Raw genomic sequence first — 18,653 nt, forward strand, 5'->3', positions numbered from 1 at the left:
CTTACGCGGGCGGGCCAGGTGCGCTAAACCGCGAAGCCGAGGGCGCGGAGCTGCTCGCGGCCTTCTTCGGTGATCATCTGCGGTCCCCACGGCGGCATCCACACCCAGTTCAGGGCGATCTCATCCACCGCGGTGTTCTCCACGACGGCGAGACGCGCCTGCTCCTCGATGATGTCGGTCAGCGGGCACGCCGGCGAGGTCAGCGTCATGTTGATCACGGCAACCGTAGGTGCCGCGGTGCCGTCTTCAGCGGCACCGCCCTCGATCCAGATGTCGTACACCAGGCCGAGGTCCACGACGTTGATGCCCAGCTCCGGGTCGATCACGTCGCGCATGAACTCCTCGACATCAGCCGCGAGCTTGATCTGCTCCTCGGTCTGCGTCGGACGCTCGCCGACCTGACCGAAGGTCGCGCCCTGCGTCTCCTTCTGTTCGTTCTGCTGCTCTTCCATGTCCTAATCCTCCCTCTGCTCCACGGCCTCAGCGGCCGCGGCTTCAAACGCCTTCCACCCCAGCAGCGCGCACTTCACGCGGGCAGGGAACTTGGCGACGCCAGCAAACGCCACCCCGTCACCGATCATCTCCGCGTCGCCCTCGACGGTGCCGCGGGAGGTGACCATCTCCTCGAACGCCTGCAGCTTTTTGAACGCCTCGCCGATGCTCTGGCCGATGAGCTCCTCGGCCATCACGCTTGTCGACGCCTGCGAAATAGAGCACCCTTCCGCGTCGTACGACACATCCTCGACGGTCTCGCCGTCGCTGGAGAGCTGGAGGCGCAATGTCAGCTCGTCGCCGCAGGACGGGTTGACGTGGTGGACCTCAGCCTCGAAGGGCTCGCGGAGCCCTGCGTGCTGCGGGTTCTTGTAGTGGTCCAGGATGACTTCCTGGTACATCGCCTCAAGGTTCATCGAGCGAAAAACTCCTTCGCTTTACGGATGGACGCCACCAGGGTATCCACCTCATCCAGCGTGTTGTACAGGTAGAAACTCGCGCGCGACGTGGACTGCAGGTCCAAACCGCGGTGCGCGGGCCATGCACAGTGGTGACCGGTGCGGATGGCCACGCCGTCCGCGTCGAGCACCTGGCCGAGGTCGTGCGGGTGCACGCCCTCTACTGTGAACGCAATCGCGCCGCCACGCATTTCCGACGTCAGCGGCCCAGCAATGCGCAAGCCCTCGATCGTCTGCATCTGCTCCAGCGCGTACTCGGTGAGCACGTGCTCGTGAGCGGCGATGTTCTCCATCCCGATCTCTTCGAGGAATTCCACCGCGGCACCCAGGCCAACAACCTGGGAGGTCATCTGGGTGCCCGCCTCGAAGCGCTGCGGGGCTGGGGCGTAGGTGGAGCCCTCCATGCGCACGACCTCGATCATGGAGCCGCCCGTCAAAAACGGCGGCAACTCCCCCAGGTGCTTGGAGTACACCGCGCCGACACCGTTCGGGCCGCACATCTTGTGGCCGGAGAACGCGGCGAAATCTACATCTAGCGCGCGGAAGTCCACCGGCATGTGGGGCACCGACTGGCACGCATCCAGCACAGTCAGCGCGCCGACGGCCTTGGCGCGGCGCACCATTTCCGCCACGTCCGCGTGCGCGCCGGTCACGTTGGACTGGTGGGTGAACGCAACGACCTTCACGGTGTCGTCGAGCTCGAGTGAGTCGAGGTCGATGCGCCCGTCGGCCGTCATGCGGTACCACTTCAGCGTCGCACCCGTGCGGCGGCAGAGTTCCTGCCACGGCACCAAGTTCGCGTGGTGCTCCAGTTCCGTGATCACGACGGTGTCGCCCTCGCGCACCGCCATCTCGCCGGCGCGCTCGTCGCCGAGCACGTACGCAACCAGGTTTAGCGCCTCGGTGGCGTTCTTGGTGAACGAGATCTCGTCGCCGGCCGCGCCCACGAACGCGGCAATCCGGTCGCGGGCGGTCTCGTACGCGTCCGTCGCCTCCTCCGCGAGCTGGTAGGAGCCACGGTGCACCGGGGCGTTACAGCCCAGGACAAAGTCCCGCTCCGCGTCCCACACGCGCTGCGGGCGCTGGGAGGTCGCGCCGGAATCCAAGTACACCAGCGGCTTGCCGTCGCGGACCGTTCGGGAGAGGATCGGGAACTCGGCGCGGATGGCATCAACGTCCAGCGGCGAGCCGGACACACCGCGCTCGCCGCCGTCGGAAAGCAGATAGCTCATTAGATGAACTTCTCGTAGCCCTCGGCCTCGAGCTGGTCGGCGAGCTCGGCACCGCCCGTGGCCACGATCTTGCCGCCGGCGAAGACGTGCACGAAGTCCGGGCGCACGTAGTTCAGGATGCGCTTGTAGTGGGTGATCATGAGCACGCCGCCACCGGTCTCCTCCTGGTAGCGGTTGATGCCCTCGGAAACGATGCGCAGCGCGTCAACGTCGAGGCCAGAGTCGGTCTCGTCCATGACGGCGATCTTCGGCTTGAGCAGGGAGAGCTGCATGACCTCGTGGCGCTTCTTCTCGCCGCCGGAGAAGCCCTCGTTCACGGATCGCTCGGAGAACGACGCGTCCATCGCGAGCGCCTCGCGGGCCGCGTTGAGCTCGGAAACCCACTCGCGCAGCTTCGGGGCCTCGCCGCGCACTGCCGTCACCGCGGAGCGCATGAAGTTGGAGGAGGACACGCCCGGAACCTCGACCGGGTACTGCATGGCCAGGAAGAGGCCGGCGCGTGCGCGCTCGTCGATGTCCATGTCGAGGATGTTCTCGCCGTCGAGAAGCACCTCGCCCTCGGTGACCTCGTAGCGCGGGTGGCCCGCGATGGTGTAGGCGAGGGTGGACTTGCCGGAGCCGTTCGGGCCCATGATGGCGTGGGTCTCGCCGCCGTTGATGGTCAGGTTCACGCCCTTGAGGATCGGCTTAGCCTCCTGGCCCTCTTCGGTGGGCAGGACGTTGGCGTGCAGGTTCTTGATTTCCAGAGTGGACATGAAACTTCCTTTAGTTGTTGTTGTGCTCGAGCTCGCCGGCGACGCGCGCGATCAGCTCATCGCGCACAGACTCCACCGGAATCTGGTTGAGGACCTCGTTGAAGAAGCCGCGGATAATCAGGCGGGTCGCCTCGGCCTCGGGGATGCCGCGGGAGCGCAGGTAGAACAGCTGCTCCTCGTCGAAACGGCCCACGGTAGCGGCGTGGCCGGCGCCGGCGATCTCGCCGGTCTCAATCTCCAGGTTCGGCACCGCATCGGCGCGGGCACCGTCGGTGAGCACCAGGTTGCGGTTCGTCTCGTAGGTGTCGGTGCCCTTCGCCTCGGCGCGGATGAGCACGTCGCCCACCCAGCAGGTGCGGGCCTCGGGCAGGCCGGAGGACTTCTCGCCCTGCAGCGCGCCCTTGTACAGCACGTTGGAGCGGCAGTTCGGCACGGAGTGGTCGACGAGCATGCGGGTCTCGATGTACTGGCCGGCATCCGCGAAGTAGACGCCGTTGAGTTCCACGTCGGCACCCGGCTCGGCGAAGGTCACGCGCGGGGAAATGCGGGTCACCTCGCCGCCGAAGGCAGCGACGGTGTGGCGCATGACGGAGTCGCGGTTCGCGCGGATCGACTGCTGGCCGATGTGCACGGCGTCGCGCGCCCACTGCGTATCGACGACAGCGTTCAGCCGCGCCCCCTCACCCACGTGCCAGTTGAGGTTGTCCGCGTGGATGCCGGAGCCCTCGTAGCGCACGATGACGGTGGCCTCGGAGTGGCGGCCGGTTTCCACCAGGATCGTGGCGAAGGTGGTCGCGTCCAAACCGGCACCAGTGATGGTCACCTCGATCGCGCGGTCCAGCACCGCGTCCTGCGGCACGGTGATGATCGTGCCGTGCTCGGCGGACGTCCACGCCTGAGCGGCGACGCGGTCGGCGGGGCCGCCGCACACCTTCAAGCGTTCATCATCCGCGCTGACCTCTTTCACGGTGACTTCGGAGGGAGCGTCGATACACACCTGTACTGGCGCTTGCGCCGGGAATGTGCCGTTGTGCAAGCCGTGGATGCGGCGCAGCGAAATGAAGCGCCACACCTCATCGCGGCCGCCCGGGACGGGGAAATCCTCGACGTTGAAGGACTGGAAGACGTCGCCCTTGGTGTTGTGCGGCGTCGCGTTCTGGACGGGAGTTACTACGTCGGTCATCGGTCTAGCCCACCGATCCTTCCATTTGCAGTTCGATGAGGCGGTTGAGCTCCAGGGCGTACTCCATCGGCAGCTCCTTGGCGATCGGCTCGACGAAGCCGCGGACGATCATTGCCATGGCTTCCTCCTCCGGAATGCCGCGGGACATCAGGTAGAACAGCTGCTCCTCGCTGACCTTGGACACTTTCGCCTCGTGGCCGAGGGTGACGCGGTCATTGCGGATGTCGTTGTACGGGTAGGTGTCGGAGCGGGAAATGTCGTCCACCAGCAGCGCGTCGCACTCGACGTTGGACACGGAGTTGTGCGCGTTCGCGTTCACCTGGATCAGGCCGCGGTACGCGGAGCGGCCGCCGCCGCGGGCGACGGACTTGGACACGACCGTGGAGGACGTGTGCGGCGCCAGGTGCACCATCTTCGCGCCGGTGTCCTGGAACTGGCCCTCGCCGGCGAAGGCGACGGAAAGCACCTCGCCGCGGGCGTGCTCGCCCGTCATCCACACAGCCGGGTACTTCATGGTGACCTTGGAACCGATGTTGCCGTCAACCCACTCCATGGTCGCGCCTTCTTCGGCGCGGGCGCGCTTGGTCACCAGGTTGTAGACGTTGTTGGACCAGTTCTGGATCGTCGTGTAGCGGCAGCGGCCGCCCTTCTTCACGATGATCTCCACCACAGCGGAGTGCAGGGAGTCCGACTTGTAGATCGGGGCGGTGCAGCCCTCGACGTAGTGCACGTACGCGTCCTCGTCGACGATGATGAGGGTGCGCTCGAACTGGCCCATGTTCTCCGTGTTGATGCGGAAGTAGGCCTGCAGCGGGATGTCCACGTGGACCCCCGGCGGAACGTAGATGAAGGAGCCGCCGGACCACACCGCGGAGTTCAGCGCGGAGAACTTGTTGTCGCCGGCCGGGATGACCGTGCCGAAGTACTCCTTGAAGATCTCCTCGTGCTCGCGCAGCGCGGTGTCGGTGTCCACGAAGATGACGCCCTTGGCCTCGAGGTCCTCGCGGATCTGGTGGTAGACCACCTCAGACTCGTACTGCGCGGCCACGCCGGCCACGAGGCGCTGCTTCTCCGCCTCGGGGATGCCCAGCTTGTCGTAGGTGTTCTTGATGTCCTCCGGCAGGTCCTCCCAGGAGGTTGCCTGCTGCTCGGTGGAGCGGACGTAGTACTTGATGTTGTCGAAGTCGATGCCGGAGAGATCCGCGCCCCAGGTCGGCATCGGCTTCTTCTCGAAGATCTCGAGCGCGCGAAGGCGCTGGTTGAGCATCCACTCCGGCTCGCCCTTAATGCCCGAGATGTCCGCGACAACGTCGGAGTTCAGGCCACGGCGCGCCGAGGCGCCGGCCACGTCCGAGTCGTGCCAGCCGTAGTTGTAGGCGCCGATGGACTGGATGATCTCATCGTCGTTCATCGGCGTCTCAAGACCGGGTGCGGGGGTTGCTTTCGTCATTTAAGCTCCGCTCCTTTCGTTGATTTCTCCCGCCGGGGTGGCGACGGTGAGAGGAATGTTGGTCGTGCAAATACCGTGCCCGTCCGCGATCAACGCGAGCGGCTGGATGTGGCGGCCCACGAGCTGAGAAATCGCCTCGTGTTCCGCATCGCACAGCTCGGGGTGGGCCGCGGCAACCGCGGACACCGGGCAGTGGTGCTGGCAGATTTGGATGCCGCCGCCAGCGCGGGTGATCGAGGCTGCGTAGCCGTGGTTCTCCAGCGCCGCGGCGACGGCATCAATTACGCCCTCGACATCGTCGGCGCCGTGCACGCCCTGCACGCCGCCGAGAATCTTTTCAATGCGTTCCTTGGCAAAGCTGCGCACCGCGCTCTCCCCGCCGAGATCCTTGATCAGATCCACGGCTTCGAGCGCCAGCGTGTCGTAGCTGTTGCCGAAGTGATCGCGCCCCACTGCGGTGAGCCGGAAGTGCTTGGCGGGGCGGCCGCGGCCGGCCTCCTCGCCTGCGATCTGATTCGGTTCGCACGTTTCCGCCAGCCCCTCATCCAGCAGGATGTCGAGGTGGCGGCGCACGCCCGCGGCGGAAATGCCCAGCGCTCGCGCTAGCTCACTGGCACTCACGGGGCCGCGCTTGAGCAGCTGCGCCATCACCGCGCGGCGGGTATCGCCGCCGACGCTGCGGGTTTGCTCCGCCATCGCTTGCACCTCGCTTTCCGACGTTCACTTCCTCGGCGTGTGGTGAAAGTTGCACGCACTTTCGCCTTTCCACAACACTAGTGTGCGCTAAATCATTCCGCCTCTGAGGGTTCCCTTAGCCAGGGCGTTCTTAGGTTTTCTGCCTGCGCAGACTTAGAATCTGGTGCGTGAGAAAGGTTGCGTCGAAACGCGCATTGCGCCGCGCCCGAGTCGCGGGAACGGTGGGCACGGTGCTCATCGCCGTGGGCAGCCTCGGCGGCGGCGCCATGCCCGTGTCCTCGCACCCGTGGCCGCAGCCGTGGGGCATGGTGCACGGCTCTGCGATCGCGCTCGCCGGCGTGGCGGTGCTGGTAACGGCGTGGGCGTGGCTCTTTCAGCTCGTCGGCACCGGCCGCCGCGCCGCCGAGCACCGCGTATCGACGCGCGACATGGCCGCGACGTTTTTGTGGTGGGCGGCGCCGCTGCTGCTTGCGAGTCCTTTGTTCTCCCAGGACATCTACTCCTACCTCGCGCACGGATCGTGTGTGCGCATCGGGCTCGACCCCTACTGGGGCGGCCCGGTCGACCTGCTGGGCAGGCTCAACCCGCTGGCCCGCAACGTGCCGCCCATCTGGGCGCACTCCCCCAGCCCCTACGGCCCGGTTGCCCTCGGCATCGCCGCCGCGATCTCCGCGGTGACCCAGGACGCGGTCTTCCCCGCTATTCTGTTGCACCGCGCAGTCTCGGTGCTGGGCGTACTCGCCGCGGGGTGGGCCAGCATGCACCTCGCGCGGCGTTTCGGTGTCGGCGGTGCGAGTGCGCTGTGGCTCGGGCTGTGCAACCCGCTCACACTGCTGCACCTCATCGGCGGCATCCACAACGAGGCGATCCTGCTCGGGTTTCTGATGGTCGGCCTTGAGGTGCACTGCCGCGGCCTGGAGCGCCTTCGCGCAGGCACCGGCGGGTGGTGGCTGCTCGCGGCGTCCGCAGTGTTGATTTCTTGCGCGGGCCTGGTCAAGGTCACCGGCTTCATCGGCCTCGGTTTCACCGGCATGGCGCTAGCGCGCGAGCTGGCGGCTCGCCGCGGCATCGAAGATGCAGACAGGCTGCCGCGTCTGCGAGATGTCGGCTCCGTCGCCGGCGCCGCCGTATTCCAGGCTCTCATCCTCGCCGCGACCACGGTAGCGGCATCGGTGGGCACCGGCATCGGCCTCGGCTGGATGACGGTGCAAGGCGGTGCGGCGGAGATTCGCAGCTGGCTGTCCGTCACCACCGAAATCGGCGTGATCATCGGCACCGTCGGCGACTGGTTCGGGTTCGAAATCACGGACACCGCCGTGCACATCTCGCGCATCGTCGGCATCGCAATCGCGCTCATGTGCATGGCTTTACTGCTGTGGCGCACCTACACCGGCCGGATCCGCGCCGCCGGCGGTCTCGGTGTGGCGACGCTCATCCTCGTCATCCTGTTCCCTGTCGTGCAGCCCTGGTACCCGCTCTGGGCGATCCTTCCGCTCGCCGCCTGGACGACGGAACCGTGGGCGCGCATGGGCATCGCCGCGTACTCCGCATTCTTGAGCTTCCTCGTTCTTCCACCCGGCACCGGCATGATCGCGAGCGCCGTGATTACCGTCTACCTCTCCGCGCTCGCGGGCTTCCTCGCACTCGCCGCGGTCTGGTGGTTTTCGTGGCGCATGCTTGACGACGCCGCTTCAACCGCACCCGAGGACACGCCCCGCACCATGGACCCGCCGCGTTCCGGGGTTAGACTTGCCAGCCATGAGTGAAGCGCTCGTAGTCTCGGACGTCGTAAAGCGATTCGGCGAGAAGACCGCCGTTGACGGCGTTTCTTTCGCTGCCCGGCAGGGCGAAGTGCTCGCCCTGCTCGGCCCGAACGGTGCGGGCAAGTCGACGACGCTGAACATGTGCGAGGGATTCCTCGCCCCGACCGCCGGCGAGATACGCGTGCTGGGCATCGACCCGGCGACGCAGCCGCAGAAGGTGCGAGACAGGATCGGCATCATGCTCCAAGGCGGGGGATCCTACGCGGGCATCACGGTGCGCGAAATGCTCAAACTCGCCGCCTCATACAACGTGGACCCGCATGATCCCGAGTGGCTCATCGAGCTGCTCGGCCTCGGCGGCGTCGCTGGCACGACCTACCGCCGTCTCTCCGGCGGGCAGCAGCAGCGCCTTTCCCTGGCCCTGGCGATCATCGGCCGCCCCGAGCTGGTTTTCCTCGACGAGCCGACCGCCGGCATGGACGCGCAATCACGCCGCGCGGTGTGGAACATCGTCAACGCACTGAAGCGCGACGGCACCACTGTCATCCTGACTACCCACATGATGGACGAGGCGGAAACGCTCGCCGACCATGTAGTGATCATCGACCGCGGCCAAGTCGTCACCCAAGGCACCCTGGCAGAGCTCACCGAGCACAATGAGTTTCCCGCCGTTGCCGTCGATACGGCGGAACCGCTCGACCTCGCACGAATGACCAGTGCGCTCGCCCCCTTCGCCGTAACCGCGGAAGAGCCGCGCCGGCTGCACTACCGCATCATCGGCGACATCTCCCCGCGCGTTGTCGCGGCCATCGCGTCCGAAGCGGCGCGTCAAGGCGTACACATCCGGGAGCTGCGCGTGGCGCACCGCACCCTGGAAGACGTGTTCCTGGACATCACAGGCCGAGAGTTGAGGAGCTAACCCATGCGGCACACTGAAGAAACCCTCGAACTCCACACCTCGCTCGCGCCCGGAGTGTTCGCGCCGAACCCGCGCCCCGCCAGCTTCGGTGCCATGGCTGCCGCCCAAGGCCGCGTCGAGGCGAAGCTCATGCTCCGCCACGGCGAGCAATTGCTGCTCAACATCATCATCCCCGCCGCGCTGCTCGTCGCGGCGGCGCTTGTGCCGGTATTCGGCGAAGTTGATTTCAACCTCCTCGTCCCCATGGTCTTCGCTGTCGCTGCGACCTCGGCGGGGTTCACCGGGCAGGCGATTGCCCTCGCCTTCGACCGCCGCTACGGAGCGCTCAAGCGCGCCGGCGCGTCGGGTGTGCCGCCCTGGGTGATCATCGCCGGCAAGATCATCGGTGTGCTCGCCATGGTCGGCGTCCAGATCGTGATCCTCGGTGCGCTCGCGTTCGCTCTCGGGTGGCGTGTGAGCCTCGGCGGCGCGCTCTTCGGCCTGGTCACGCTCCTCGTCGGCGTTGCCGCGTTCACGGCCCTCGGTCTGCTCATGGGTGGAACCTTGTCGTCCGAACTCGTGCTGGCGCTGGCCAACCTCATCTGGCTCGTGCTCATGGGTGTGCTCGGCTGGGTGGCCTATTCGGGCGACATCGCGCACGCCGGGTGGTGGAATGTGGTGCCCACCGTGGCGCTGGCGGGCGCGCTGGTGCAGGCACTGCAGGGGGCGTTGAACGCCGCGGCGTGGATCTCCCTGCTGGCGTGGGCTGGTGCCGGCATCGGACTGGCGGCGCGCTGGTTCCGTTTCGACGGTTGAGTTAGCTACACTATCTGCCGAAGATCATCCTAAAGTTGCATAAGGGGTACCCCACGTGAGCACGACGAACGTCGACGCCGCCGCCCAGCCAGCCTCCGTGTCCGAAGCCGCGCGTCCCACCGGTGCGCGCCGCCTCGTCGAACCCTGGCACGACCCCACCGTCCGGTTTCAGCGCATCCTGGCCATGATCCTGCTCATCTGCCAGGGCGGCATCACCGTCACCGGCTCGCTCGTGCGCGTCACCGGCTCCGGCCTGGGCTGCGACACCTGGCCGCTCTGCCACGAGGGCTCGCTGGTGCCGGTCGCGGGTGCCGCCCCGTGGATCCACCAAGCCATCGAATTCGGCAACCGCCTGCTCGCCTTTGTCGTGGCGGCAGCCTCGATCGCTGTGCTTGTCGCCGTCATCCGCGCCGGCCGCCGGTCCGGCATCAAGGCGCTCGCGTGGGTCTCCTTGCTGGGTGTCGTGCTCCAAGCCGTGATCGGCGGCATCTCGGTGCTTCTTGATCTTCGCTGGTGGTCCGTTGCGGTGCACTTCCTGCCGTCGATGGTGTTGGTGTGGGTTGCGGCGCTGCTCTACATGCGCATCGCGGAAACCGACACCGCCGAGCCCACCACCCGCTACCCGGACGTCATCCGCACCTGGGTGGTCATCGCCGCCGTCGCGCTCTGCTTCGTCCTCGTCACCGGCACCATGGTCACCGGCTCCGGCCCGCACTCGGGCGACTCCGGCGTGGGCATGGAGGGCCGCCTCAACCTGGACACGGAGATACTGGCCTACGTCCACGCAGCCTGCCTCTACGTGTACCTGGCAGCGACGCTTGTCGCGGTCTACCTGCTGCGCAAGCACCAGGCGCCGAAGGACGCGTTCAACACCGCGGTCGTCCTCGTGGTGCTGATCATCATCCAGTGGGCCATCGGCGTCGCCCAATTCAACCTGGGCGTGCCGCGCTGGAGCATTCCCGCCCACATCGCCATGAGCTCCCTCGTCGTCGCGTTCTCCGCCTTCCTCTACGCCCACGGCAAACGCCGACTGCCCCTGCTCGTCTAAGCTCTGGGTGGCATGAAGGCCATCCAAGTATCGAAGCACGGCGGGCCAGAGGTGCTCGCACTCACCGATGTCCCCGCTCCGACCCCTTCCGAGGAGCAGGTGCTAATCGACGTCAGCTTTGCCGGCGTCAACTACATCGACACCTATTTCCGTTCCGGCGCCTACCCCAGCGAGGTCCCGTACATTCCGGGCTCCGAGGGCTGCGGCCGTGTCGCCCACGACCCGCGCGGCGAGATCGTCGAGGGCACACTCGTAGCTTTCAACGAGGCGCAGGGCACCTACGCTGAGCAGACCGTGGTGGACCGCGGCCGCATCGTGGCCGTGCCGGAGGGTGTTGACGAGAAGGTCGCGGCCTCCATGCTTTTGCAGGGTATGACCGCGCACTACCTGGTCACCGACACCTACCCCGTCGAGGAGACCACCTCCCTCGTCGTGACCGCCGGCGCCGGCGGCGTCGGACTCATGCTCACCCAGCTCGCCGCCGCCGCGGGCGCGACAATCTTCTCCGTGGTGTCTACCGAGGAGAAGGCCGAGCTCGCACGGGAGGCCGGCGCCACGGAAGTCTTCCACTACGGGCCCACGCTTGCCGACGACATCCGGGCCGCCAACGGCGGCAATGGCGTCGACGTGGTGTTCGACGGCGTGGGCAAGGACACGTTCGAGTTCGCCCTCGACGTGGTGCGCCCCCGCGGCCTCGTCTGCTCCTTCGGCTCCGCCTCAGGCGATGTGGAGGCCTTCGATCTGCAGGAGCTGAAGAAGGCTGGCTCGGTGTACGTGACACGCCCCATGCTCGCCCACTACACGTCCACGGATGAGGAGTTCCGCGCACGCGCCCAGGCCGTCGCCCGCGCGGTCGAGGATGGCACATTCTCTGTTCGCGTCCAGGAGCCCTACGAGTTGGCTGACGCTCGCCAGGCGCACGAGGATCTGCAGGCGCGGAAGACGACGGGCTCGGTGGTTATCCGAACGTCGGCAAGCGGGAAAAGCTCTTAGAGCAGCGTCGGGAGGCCGAGCACGGCGTCGACCGACAGGCCCAGGAACAGGGCCGCGAGGTAGTTGTTCGACAGGATGAACAGCTTGAGCGGCTTGACGTTCTCGCCGTGGACGATGCCGTTGTGCAGGCGAGTCGCCATAACAAGGAAGACCGTGCCGGATACGAGCGCAACGACGAGGTAGATCCAGGATGCCGCCGGGACGAGCAGCAAGGAAGTCGCCACGGTGGCCCAGGAGTAGATGACGATCTGACGGGTCGTCTGCGCCGGCGTGGCCACCACAGGCAGCATCGGCACGTTCGCGCGTGCGTAATCGTCCTTGTACTTCATGGCCAGCGCCCAGGTGTGCGGCGGTGTCCAGAAGAAGATGATCAGGAACATCACGATGGCCTGCCACCAGTTATCCGCCGAGCCGTCGTGCACGTTGTCCCGGATCACGGCCCAGCCGACCAGCACGGGCATGCAGCCCGCGGCGCCGCCCCAGATCACGTTCTGCCAGGTGCGGCGCTTCAGCCATTTGGTGTACACGAAAATGTAGAACACGTTCGTGAGCACGATGAACAGTGCCGCGAGCCAGGATTTGCAGAGCAGCCCCAGCCAGAGCACCGAAATAATCAGCAACGCCCATGCGAAGATGCGGGCGCGTTCTTTGGTAACTCGGTCGCGCACCAGCGGGCGGGCGCGGGTGCGGCCCATCAGCTGGTCGATGTCGTAATCGGCGACCATGTTGAAGGTGTTCGCGGCACCGGCACCCATCCAGCCGCCGAGCAGCGTGCCCAGAATCAGCCACAGATGCACCTCACCGCGATCTGCCTGGAGCATCGCGGGAATCGCGGCGACGAGGAGTAGCTCGATGACCCTCGGCTTCGTCAACGCGAAATACGCCTTGATGGTCTCCAACACAGCTCCTCACACCCTCGGCATCATTCCTTCGGATGATGTTAGCCCTCTCACGCAGCGGGCAACGAATCGACGCGGCGTCAGCGTACCGCCACACCCGGCACGCGCGCCCCGGCTGCAGTGCCGCACGGTAGAATTCTGCGGGACACGCGGGTTCGCGCCCGCCCATGCATTTGCCACCGCCGATTCGACCAAGTGAGGTTACTGTGACCGCGACCCTGCCCCCTGAACTGCAGGCCATGACCGTCCGCAACTACCCGGAGGATTGGACGGAGACTGACACCCGGGCGGTAGACACGGCGCGCGTGCTGGCCGCCGACGCTGTGGAGAACTGCGGCTCCGGCCACCCCGGCACCGCAATGTCGCTCGCGCCGCTGGCCTACACCTTGTTCCAGCGCATTATGCGGGTGGACCCGAACGATAAGGACTGGGTGGGCCGCGACCGCTTCGTACTCTCTAACGGCCACTCCTCGCTCACCCAGTACGTGCAGCTCTACCTCGGCGGTTTCGGCCTCGAGATGGAGGACCTGAAGGCGCTGCGCACCTGGGCGTCGAAGACCCCGGGCCACCCGGAGTACAACCACACCGACCACATCGAGATCACCACCGGCCCGCTCGGCCAGGGCCTCGCCTCCGCTGTGGGCATGGCGATGGCGGCGCGCCGCGAGCGCGGCCTGTTCGACCCAGAGGCACCGGCCGGCGAGAGCCCGTTCGACCACTTCATCTACGTCGTCGCGGGTGACGGCTGCCTGCAGGAGGGCGTGACCGCCGAGGCATCCTCCCTGGCGGGCACCCAGCAGCTGGGCAACCTGATTCTGTTCTGGGACGACAACCGCATCTCCATCGAGGACGACACCCAGATCGCTTTCACCGAGGATGTCATGGCCCGCTACGCCGCCTACGGCTGGCAGACCCTGACAGTGGAGTCCGGCGAGGACGTCGCCGCCATCGAGGCTGCCGTGGCCGAGGCGCAGGCTGACACCTCCCGTCCGACGATCATCCGCGTGAAGACCGTCATCGGCTACCCGGCGCCGACGCTCATGAACACCGGCGCCATCCACGGCGCGGCCCTCGGCGCCGACGAGGTCGCGCGCGTAAAGGAGGCCCTCGGTTTCGACACAGACGTGTTCTTCCCGGAGGAGGACAAGGTCATCGCCCACACCCGAAAGCTGCGCGAGCGCGCCGCCGAGAAGCACGCTGCGTGGAACGAGCAGTTCGATGCCTGGGCTGAAGCGAACCCGGAGCGCAAGGCGCTGTTCGACCGCATGTCCGCGCGCGAGCTGCCGGAGGGCTGGGGCGAGGGCGAGTTCGCCTTCCCGACGTGGGACGCGGACGAGAAGGGCCTGGCCACCCGCAAGGCCTCCGAAGCCGCGATTCAGGTCGCTGCGAAGGCGCTGCCGGAGCTGTGGGGAGGCTCCGCCGACCTCGCCGGTTCCAACAACACCCTGATTAAGGGTGCGGCCTCCTTCGGCCCGGAGGAGATCTCCACCGACATGTTCACCGCCCACCCCTACGGCCGCAACCTGCACTTCGGCATCCGCGAGCACGCCATGGGCGCGGTAATGAACGGCATCGCCCTGCACGGCGGCACCCGCGTCTACGGCGGCACCTTCCTCATCTTCTCCGAGTACCTCTACCCCTCCATCCGCGTCGCGGCCCTCTCCGGCATCGACGGCTACTACGTGTTCACGCACGATTCCATCGGCCTCGGCGAGGACGGCCCGACCCACCAGCCGGTGGAGACGCTGACTGCCCTGCGCGCCATCCCGGACCTGGCCGTGATCCGCCCGGCCGACGCCAACGAGACCTCCGCCGCGTGGAAGGCAGCCTTCGAGGCCAAGGAGCAGCCGAAGGCGCTGGCGCTGTCCCGCCAGAACCTGCCGGTACTGGCGGGCACCAAGGAGAAGGCGTTCGAGGGCGTGGCCCGCGGCGCCTACGTGCTGGTCGAGGGTTCCAAGGAGACCCCGGACCTGATCATCATGGCCACCGGCTCCGAGGTGCAGTACGCCGTCCAAGCCGCAGAGCAGCTGGAAGCTGAGGGCACCGCGGTGCGCGTCGTGTCCGTACCGTGCATGGACTGGTTCATGGAGCAGGAGGACGACTACATCGACACGATCCTCCCGCGCGAGGTCAAGGCCCGCGTTTCCGTTGAGGCCGGCGTCGGCATGCCGTGGTTCCGTTTCCTGGGCGAGCACGGCCGCGCCGTGTCGCTTGAGCACTTCGGCGCCTCCGCCCCGGGCAGCGAGCTCTTCGAGCGCTTCGGCTTCACGACGGAGAACGTTGTCCGCGTCGCCCGCGAGACCCTTGATTGCGTTGCCAACGACCGCACCGTGGCCACCAGCGAGCGCGTCGGCGACACCGAGTCTGAGCCGACCCGCGGCGACGGCATCTAAAACGAAAGGACACATGCTCCCATGACCGCTATCGACGATCTGCTCGCAGCAGGCACCTCCACCTGGCTCGACGACCTGTCCCGCGACCGCATCACCTCCGGCAACTTGGACGAGATCAAGGCGTCGAAGTCCATTGTCGGCGTGACCACCAACCCGGCGATCTTTGCCAAGGCCATGTCCACCGGCGACGCGTACAACGCGCAGCTCGCCGAACTGCGCGAGGCGAGCTCGCTTGCCGACGCAGCCGTCTACGCCATGAGCATCAAGGACGTCCAGGACGCCTGCGACCTGTTCGCCGACGTGTACGAGGCGTCCGGCGGCAAGGACGGCCGCGTATCCATCGAGGTAGACCCTCGCTACGCCGCCGACGAGGAGAAGACCGTGACCCAGGCAGCCGAGCTGTGGCGCCTGGTGGACCGCGAGAACGTGATGATCAAAATCCCGGCAACGGACGAGTCCCTGCCAGCAATCACCGCGTCCCTGGCGGAGGGCATCTCCGTCAACGTCACCCTCATCTTCTCCGTCGACCGCTACAAGCAAGTCGTCGACGCATACAAGGCGGGCATCCGCGCTGCTGCCGAGAACGGCCGCGACGTATCCAAGATCCACTCCGTGGCTTCTTTCTTCGTCTCCCGCATGGACACCGAGGTGGACAACCGCCTCGAGACCATCGGCTCCGAAGAGGCGCTGGCGCTGCGCGGCAAGGCCGGTATCGCAAACGCCCGCTTGGCCTACCAGGTGTTCCTCGACGAGTTCGCCGACATGTCCGACCTCCCGGCGGGTGCCAACAAGCAGCGCCCGCTGTGGGCGTCGACCGGCGTCAAGAACCCGGAGTACCCGGCGGACATGTACGTGGTCGAGCTCGCCGGCCCGGACACCGTGAACACCATGCCGGAGGCGACCATCGACGCGGCACTCGCCGGCGACGGCATCAAGGGCGACACCCTGACCGGCACTGCCGAGGAGTCTCAGCGAGTCTTCGATCAGCTCGAGGCCGTCGGCATCGACCTCGACGATGTTGTTGCCGTGCTCGAGCGCGAAGGCGTGGATAAGTTTGTCGATGCGTGGCAAGAACTGCTCGACTCGATGGAGGCCAACCTCAAGTGACGCGCCCACACCCGGCGCCGCTAGCGAACCCGCTGCGAGCGCTCGACGACACGCGCCTGCCCCGCATCGCCGGCCCGTCCGGCATGGTCATCTTCGGTGTGACCGGCGACTTGGCGCGGAAGAAGCTGCTCCCGGCCGTCTACGATCTGGCCAGCCGGGGTTTGCTGCCCGCCGGGTTCACGCTCATCGGTTTCGGCCGCCGCGAATGGTCCAAGCAGGACTTCGAGGCGTACGTGAAGGACGCCGTGACAGCGTCCGCGCGCAACGACTTCAACGAGAACGTGTGGAACCGCCTCGCCGAGGGCATGCATTTCGTCACTGGAGCGTTCGACGACGACGCAGCCTTCGACCGCCTCGCCGACCTTTTGGCCGAGATGGACGCGACCCGCGGCACCGGCGGCAACTGGGCGTTCTATCTGTCCGTGCCGCCGGAGCACTTCGCGGGCGTGATTAACCAGCTCGACCGCTGCGGCATGGCCGCACAGGACGAGAACCGCTGGCGTCGCGTGATCATTGAGAAGCCGTTCGGCCACGACCAAGCGTCGGCACGCGAGCTCAACGCCGTCGTGAACACCGTTTTCCCAGAGAACGCGGTGTTCCGCATCGACCACTACCTGGGCAAAGAGACGGTGCAGAACATCATGGCGCTGCGCTTCTCCAACCAGATGTTTGAGCCGGTGTGGAACTCCCACTACATCGACCACGTGCAAATCACGATGGCGGAGGACATCGGCCTCGGCGGCCGCGCCGGGTACTACGACGGCATTGGTGCCGCCCGCGACGTGATCCAGAACCACCTGATCCAGCTGCTCGCGCTGGTGGCGATGGAGGAGCCGACGTCGTTCAGCCCGCGCCGCCTCAAAGCGGAGAAGCTCAAGGTGCTGCGCGCCACCACCGCCGTCGGCCCATTCGAGGAGACGACGGCCCGCGGCCAGTACACCGCGGGCTGGCAGGGCTCAGAACGCGTGGTGGGGCTGCGCGAGGAAGAGGGGTTCGACCCCAACTCCACGACCGAGACGTACGCGGCCTGCACCATGCAGATCAACTCGCGCCGCTGGGCGGGTGTGCCCTTCTACCTGCGCACCGGCAAGCGTTTGGGCCGCCGCGTGACCGAGATCGCGCTGGTGTTCAAGCGCCCGCCGTACCAGCCGTTCACCGAAGGCCAGACCGACCTGCTCACCAACAACGCGGTGGTCATCCGCGTCCAGCCGGACGAGGGTGTGCTCATGCGCTTCGGCTCCAAGGTTCCGGGCTCGGCGTTCGAGGTACGCGACGTGAACATGGACTTTTCCTACTCGGAGGCGTTCACCGAGCAGTCCCCCGAGGCCTACGAGCGCCTGATCCTCGACGCCCTGTTGGATGAGTCCTCCCTCTTCCCCACCAACGACGAGGTGGAGCGAAGCTGGGAGATCCTCGACCCAGTGCTCGAGTTCTGGGCCGCCGGCGGGCGTCCAGACGAGTACCAGGCGGGCACGTGGGGGCCGGAATCCGCCGACCGCATGCTGCGCAAAGACGGCCGCGAATGGAGGCGCCCGTAATGATCATCTCGCTGCCAGACACCACCACGCGCCAAATCGCTTCGACGCTGATTAATGCGCGCGAGAACTACTCGCTCGCCACCGGGCGCGTGCTCACGCTGCTGGTCACGGCGAAGACGCGCGACGACGTCCGCCAGATCCTGGCCACCCTGCGCGAAGCCACTCGCGAGCACCCCGCCCGCGTGCTGGTGATGATCCTCGGCGATGCCGACGCGCAGACATCCCTCGACGCGGAGATCGTGGTTGGTGCCGATGCCGGTGCCTCCGAAATGGTGGTGATGCAGCTGCACGGCGAGCTGACCCACAACCTCGACGCGGTGGTCACTCCCCTGCTGCTGCCAGACACACCGATCGTCGCGTGGTGGCCCACCACCGCACCGGCGCGCCCGGCCGCTGCCCCGTTAGGCAACATCGCACAGCGCCGCATCACCAACACGCACCGCAACGTGACCGGTAACGCGCTGCTGCGCGTCACCACCGGGTACACGCCCGGTGACAGCGACATGATGTGGTCCCGGATCACCCCGTGGCGCGGCGTGGTCGCTTCCGCACTCGACCGCTGCCCCGACGCCACCATCTCCGCCGTCGAGATCTCGGGCTCCGCCCAGGACCCGAGCATCGACGTCGCCGCCGGGTGGCTGGCCAGCGCCCTCGGTGTCACGGTCACCCGCACCACATCGGGTGACTCGCCGCGCGCGGAGAACGGCGCACCCGTGGACATGCTGGTACTGAAGTCAAACCTCGGCGATATCACCGTCGAGGTTTTGGACGCGCACACGGTCCGCGTCGCCGTCCCCGAACGCCCCGATACCTTTGTGGCGCTCGGCGCCCGCACCGACGCGGATTGCCTCGCCGAGGAGCTGCGTCACCTCGACCCGGACGCAACCTACGGCCGCGCGCTCGCCGGCCTCGCACACGTACAGGTGGGTTAA

At 66.9% G+C, this 18,653-nt stretch carries 17 protein-coding genes; 9 read left to right on the plus strand and 8 right to left on the minus strand.

The annotated features are described in order from the left end of the window. Nucleotides 1-23 precede the first annotated feature (23 nt). Genes M5J20_RS02670 through M5J20_RS02700 form a run of 7 tightly spaced genes read right to left on the minus strand, consistent with a single transcriptional unit; the run spans nucleotide 24 to nucleotide 6,266 of the window. Nucleotides 24-452, minus strand: coding sequence for a metal-sulfur cluster assembly factor (locus M5J20_RS02670; protein WP_253576079.1), 429 nt, complete (start codon nucleotides 450-452; stop codon nucleotides 24-26). 3 nt (nucleotides 453-455) lie between these two features. Continuing rightward, on the minus strand, nucleotides 456-908 hold the full coding sequence (gene sufU, locus M5J20_RS02675) for a Fe-S cluster assembly sulfur transfer protein SufU (RefSeq protein WP_253576081.1): 453 nt from the start codon (nucleotides 906-908) through the stop codon (nucleotides 456-458). Next, entirely contained in the window at nucleotides 905-2,182 is a 1,278-nt protein-coding gene (locus M5J20_RS02680) for a cysteine desulfurase (RefSeq protein WP_253576083.1), read from the minus strand. Before M5J20_RS02680 ends, sufU begins: the two co-directional genes overlap by 4 nt. Then, entirely contained in the window at nucleotides 2,182-2,937 is a 756-nt protein-coding gene (gene sufC / locus M5J20_RS02685; protein WP_253576085.1) for a Fe-S cluster assembly ATPase SufC, read from the minus strand. Before sufC ends, M5J20_RS02680 begins: the two co-directional genes overlap by 1 nt. Before the next feature lie 10 nt (nucleotides 2,938-2,947). Further along, entirely contained in the window at nucleotides 2,948-4,120 is a 1,173-nt protein-coding gene (sufD, locus tag M5J20_RS02690; protein ID WP_253576087.1) for a Fe-S cluster assembly protein SufD, read from the minus strand. A gap of 4 nt (nucleotides 4,121-4,124) precedes the next feature. Continuing rightward, complete coding sequence (gene sufB / locus M5J20_RS02695) at nucleotides 4,125-5,570, minus strand: Fe-S cluster assembly protein SufB (RefSeq protein ID WP_253576089.1); 1,446 nt, start codon at nucleotides 5,568-5,570, stop codon at nucleotides 4,125-4,127. Beyond that, on the minus strand, nucleotides 5,571-6,266 hold the full coding sequence (locus M5J20_RS02700; RefSeq protein WP_253576091.1) for a helix-turn-helix transcriptional regulator: 696 nt from the start codon (nucleotides 6,264-6,266) through the stop codon (nucleotides 5,571-5,573). It abuts the gene before it with no gap. A gap of 167 nt (nucleotides 6,267-6,433) precedes the next feature. Here M5J20_RS02700 and mptB point away from each other — a divergent pair, with 167 nt between their 5' ends. The 5 genes from mptB (at nucleotide 6,434) to M5J20_RS02725 (ending at nucleotide 11,784) form a co-directional block, all read left to right on the plus strand. Further along, a complete protein-coding gene (gene mptB, locus M5J20_RS02705; RefSeq protein WP_253576093.1) occupies nucleotides 6,434-8,032 on the plus strand; it encodes a polyprenol phosphomannose-dependent alpha 1,6 mannosyltransferase MptB in 1,599 nt (532 codons plus the stop codon). Continuing rightward, nucleotides 8,025-8,948 carry an ABC transporter ATP-binding protein gene (locus M5J20_RS02710; protein ID WP_253576095.1) on the plus strand — a complete coding sequence of 308 codons (924 nt, stop codon included), beginning with the start codon at nucleotides 8,025-8,027 and terminating at the stop codon, nucleotides 8,946-8,948. Before mptB ends, M5J20_RS02710 begins: the two co-directional genes overlap by 8 nt. Nucleotides 8,949-8,951: 3 nt before the next feature. After that, on the plus strand, nucleotides 8,952-9,743 hold the full coding sequence (locus M5J20_RS02715) for an ABC transporter permease (RefSeq protein WP_253576097.1): 792 nt from the start codon (nucleotides 8,952-8,954) through the stop codon (nucleotides 9,741-9,743). Nucleotides 9,744-9,840: 97 nt separating this feature from the next. Continuing rightward, entirely contained in the window at nucleotides 9,841-10,791 is a 951-nt protein-coding gene (locus tag M5J20_RS02720; protein WP_253576341.1) for a COX15/CtaA family protein, read from the plus strand. A 12-nt stretch (nucleotides 10,792-10,803) separates the two neighbouring features. Beyond that, nucleotides 10,804-11,784, plus strand: a complete 981-nt coding sequence (locus tag M5J20_RS02725) for a quinone oxidoreductase family protein (protein WP_253576099.1) — start codon at nucleotides 10,804-10,806, stop codon at nucleotides 11,782-11,784. Here the strand turns inward: M5J20_RS02725 and M5J20_RS02730 are convergent. Next, complete coding sequence (locus M5J20_RS02730; protein WP_253576343.1) at nucleotides 11,781-12,683, minus strand: heme o synthase; 903 nt, start codon at nucleotides 12,681-12,683, stop codon at nucleotides 11,781-11,783. The two genes, M5J20_RS02725 and M5J20_RS02730, sit on opposite strands and share 4 nt — an antisense overlap. Nucleotides 12,684-12,922: 239 nt before the next feature. On the opposite strand from M5J20_RS02730, the gene tkt reads away from it, so the two are divergent. Genes tkt through M5J20_RS02750 form a run of 4 tightly spaced genes read left to right on the plus strand, consistent with a single transcriptional unit; the run spans nucleotide 12,923 to nucleotide 18,653 of the window. Continuing rightward, nucleotides 12,923-15,076, plus strand: a complete 2,154-nt coding sequence (tkt, locus tag M5J20_RS02735; RefSeq protein WP_253576345.1) for a transketolase — start codon at nucleotides 12,923-12,925, stop codon at nucleotides 15,074-15,076. Between the two features lie 21 nt (nucleotides 15,077-15,097). Then, nucleotides 15,098-16,183, plus strand: coding sequence for a transaldolase (gene tal / locus M5J20_RS02740; RefSeq protein ID WP_253576101.1), 1,086 nt, complete (start codon nucleotides 15,098-15,100; stop codon nucleotides 16,181-16,183). Continuing rightward, nucleotides 16,180-17,721, plus strand: a complete 1,542-nt coding sequence (gene zwf / locus M5J20_RS02745; RefSeq protein WP_253576103.1) for a glucose-6-phosphate dehydrogenase — start codon at nucleotides 16,180-16,182, stop codon at nucleotides 17,719-17,721. The genes tal and zwf overlap by 4 nt, the downstream gene beginning before the upstream one ends. Further along, on the plus strand, nucleotides 17,706-18,653 hold the full coding sequence (locus M5J20_RS02750) for a glucose-6-phosphate dehydrogenase assembly protein OpcA (RefSeq protein WP_367614860.1): 948 nt from the start codon (nucleotides 17,706-17,708) through the stop codon (nucleotides 18,651-18,653). Before zwf ends, M5J20_RS02750 begins: the two co-directional genes overlap by 16 nt.

The sequence above is a fragment of the Corynebacterium stercoris genome (genome assembly GCF_024160105.1).
In the GTDB taxonomy this organism is placed as follows: Bacteria; Actinomycetota; Actinomycetes; order Mycobacteriales; family Mycobacteriaceae; genus Corynebacterium; species Corynebacterium stercoris.

Bases quoted from the DNA above. Each gene is read 5' to 3' on its own strand.
- M5J20_RS02670 (WP_253576079.1), bottom strand. From the start codon at position 452: ATGGAAGAGCAGCAGAACGAACAGAAGGAGACGCAGGGCGCGACCTTC.
- sufU (WP_253576081.1), bottom strand. From the start codon at position 908: ATGAACCTTGAGGCGATGTACCAGGAAGTCATCCTGGACCACTACAAG.
- M5J20_RS02680 (WP_253576083.1), bottom strand. From the start codon at position 2,182: ATGAGCTATCTGCTTTCCGACGGCGGCGAGCGCGGTGTGTCCGGCTCG.
- sufC (WP_253576085.1), bottom strand. From the start codon at position 2,937: ATGTCCACTCTGGAAATCAAGAACCTGCACGCCAACGTCCTGCCCACC.
- sufD (WP_253576087.1), bottom strand. From the start codon at position 4,120: ATGACCGACGTAGTAACTCCCGTCCAGAACGCGACGCCGCACAACACC.
- sufB (WP_253576089.1), bottom strand. From the start codon at position 5,570: ATGACGAAAGCAACCCCCGCACCCGGTCTTGAGACGCCGATGAACGAC.
- M5J20_RS02700 (WP_253576091.1), bottom strand. From the start codon at position 6,266: ATGGCGGAGCAAACCCGCAGCGTCGGCGGCGATACCCGCCGCGCGGTG.
- M5J20_RS02710 (WP_253576095.1), top strand. From the start codon at position 8,025: ATGAGTGAAGCGCTCGTAGTCTCGGACGTCGTAAAGCGATTCGGCGAG.
- M5J20_RS02715 (WP_253576097.1), top strand. From the start codon at position 8,952: ATGCGGCACACTGAAGAAACCCTCGAACTCCACACCTCGCTCGCGCCC.
- M5J20_RS02725 (WP_253576099.1), top strand. From the start codon at position 10,804: ATGAAGGCCATCCAAGTATCGAAGCACGGCGGGCCAGAGGTGCTCGCA.
- tkt (WP_253576345.1), top strand. From the start codon at position 12,923: ATGACCGTCCGCAACTACCCGGAGGATTGGACGGAGACTGACACCCGG.
- tal (WP_253576101.1), top strand. From the start codon at position 15,098: ATGACCGCTATCGACGATCTGCTCGCAGCAGGCACCTCCACCTGGCTC.
- M5J20_RS02750 (WP_367614860.1), top strand. From the start codon at position 17,706: ATGGAGGCGCCCGTAATGATCATCTCGCTGCCAGACACCACCACGCGC.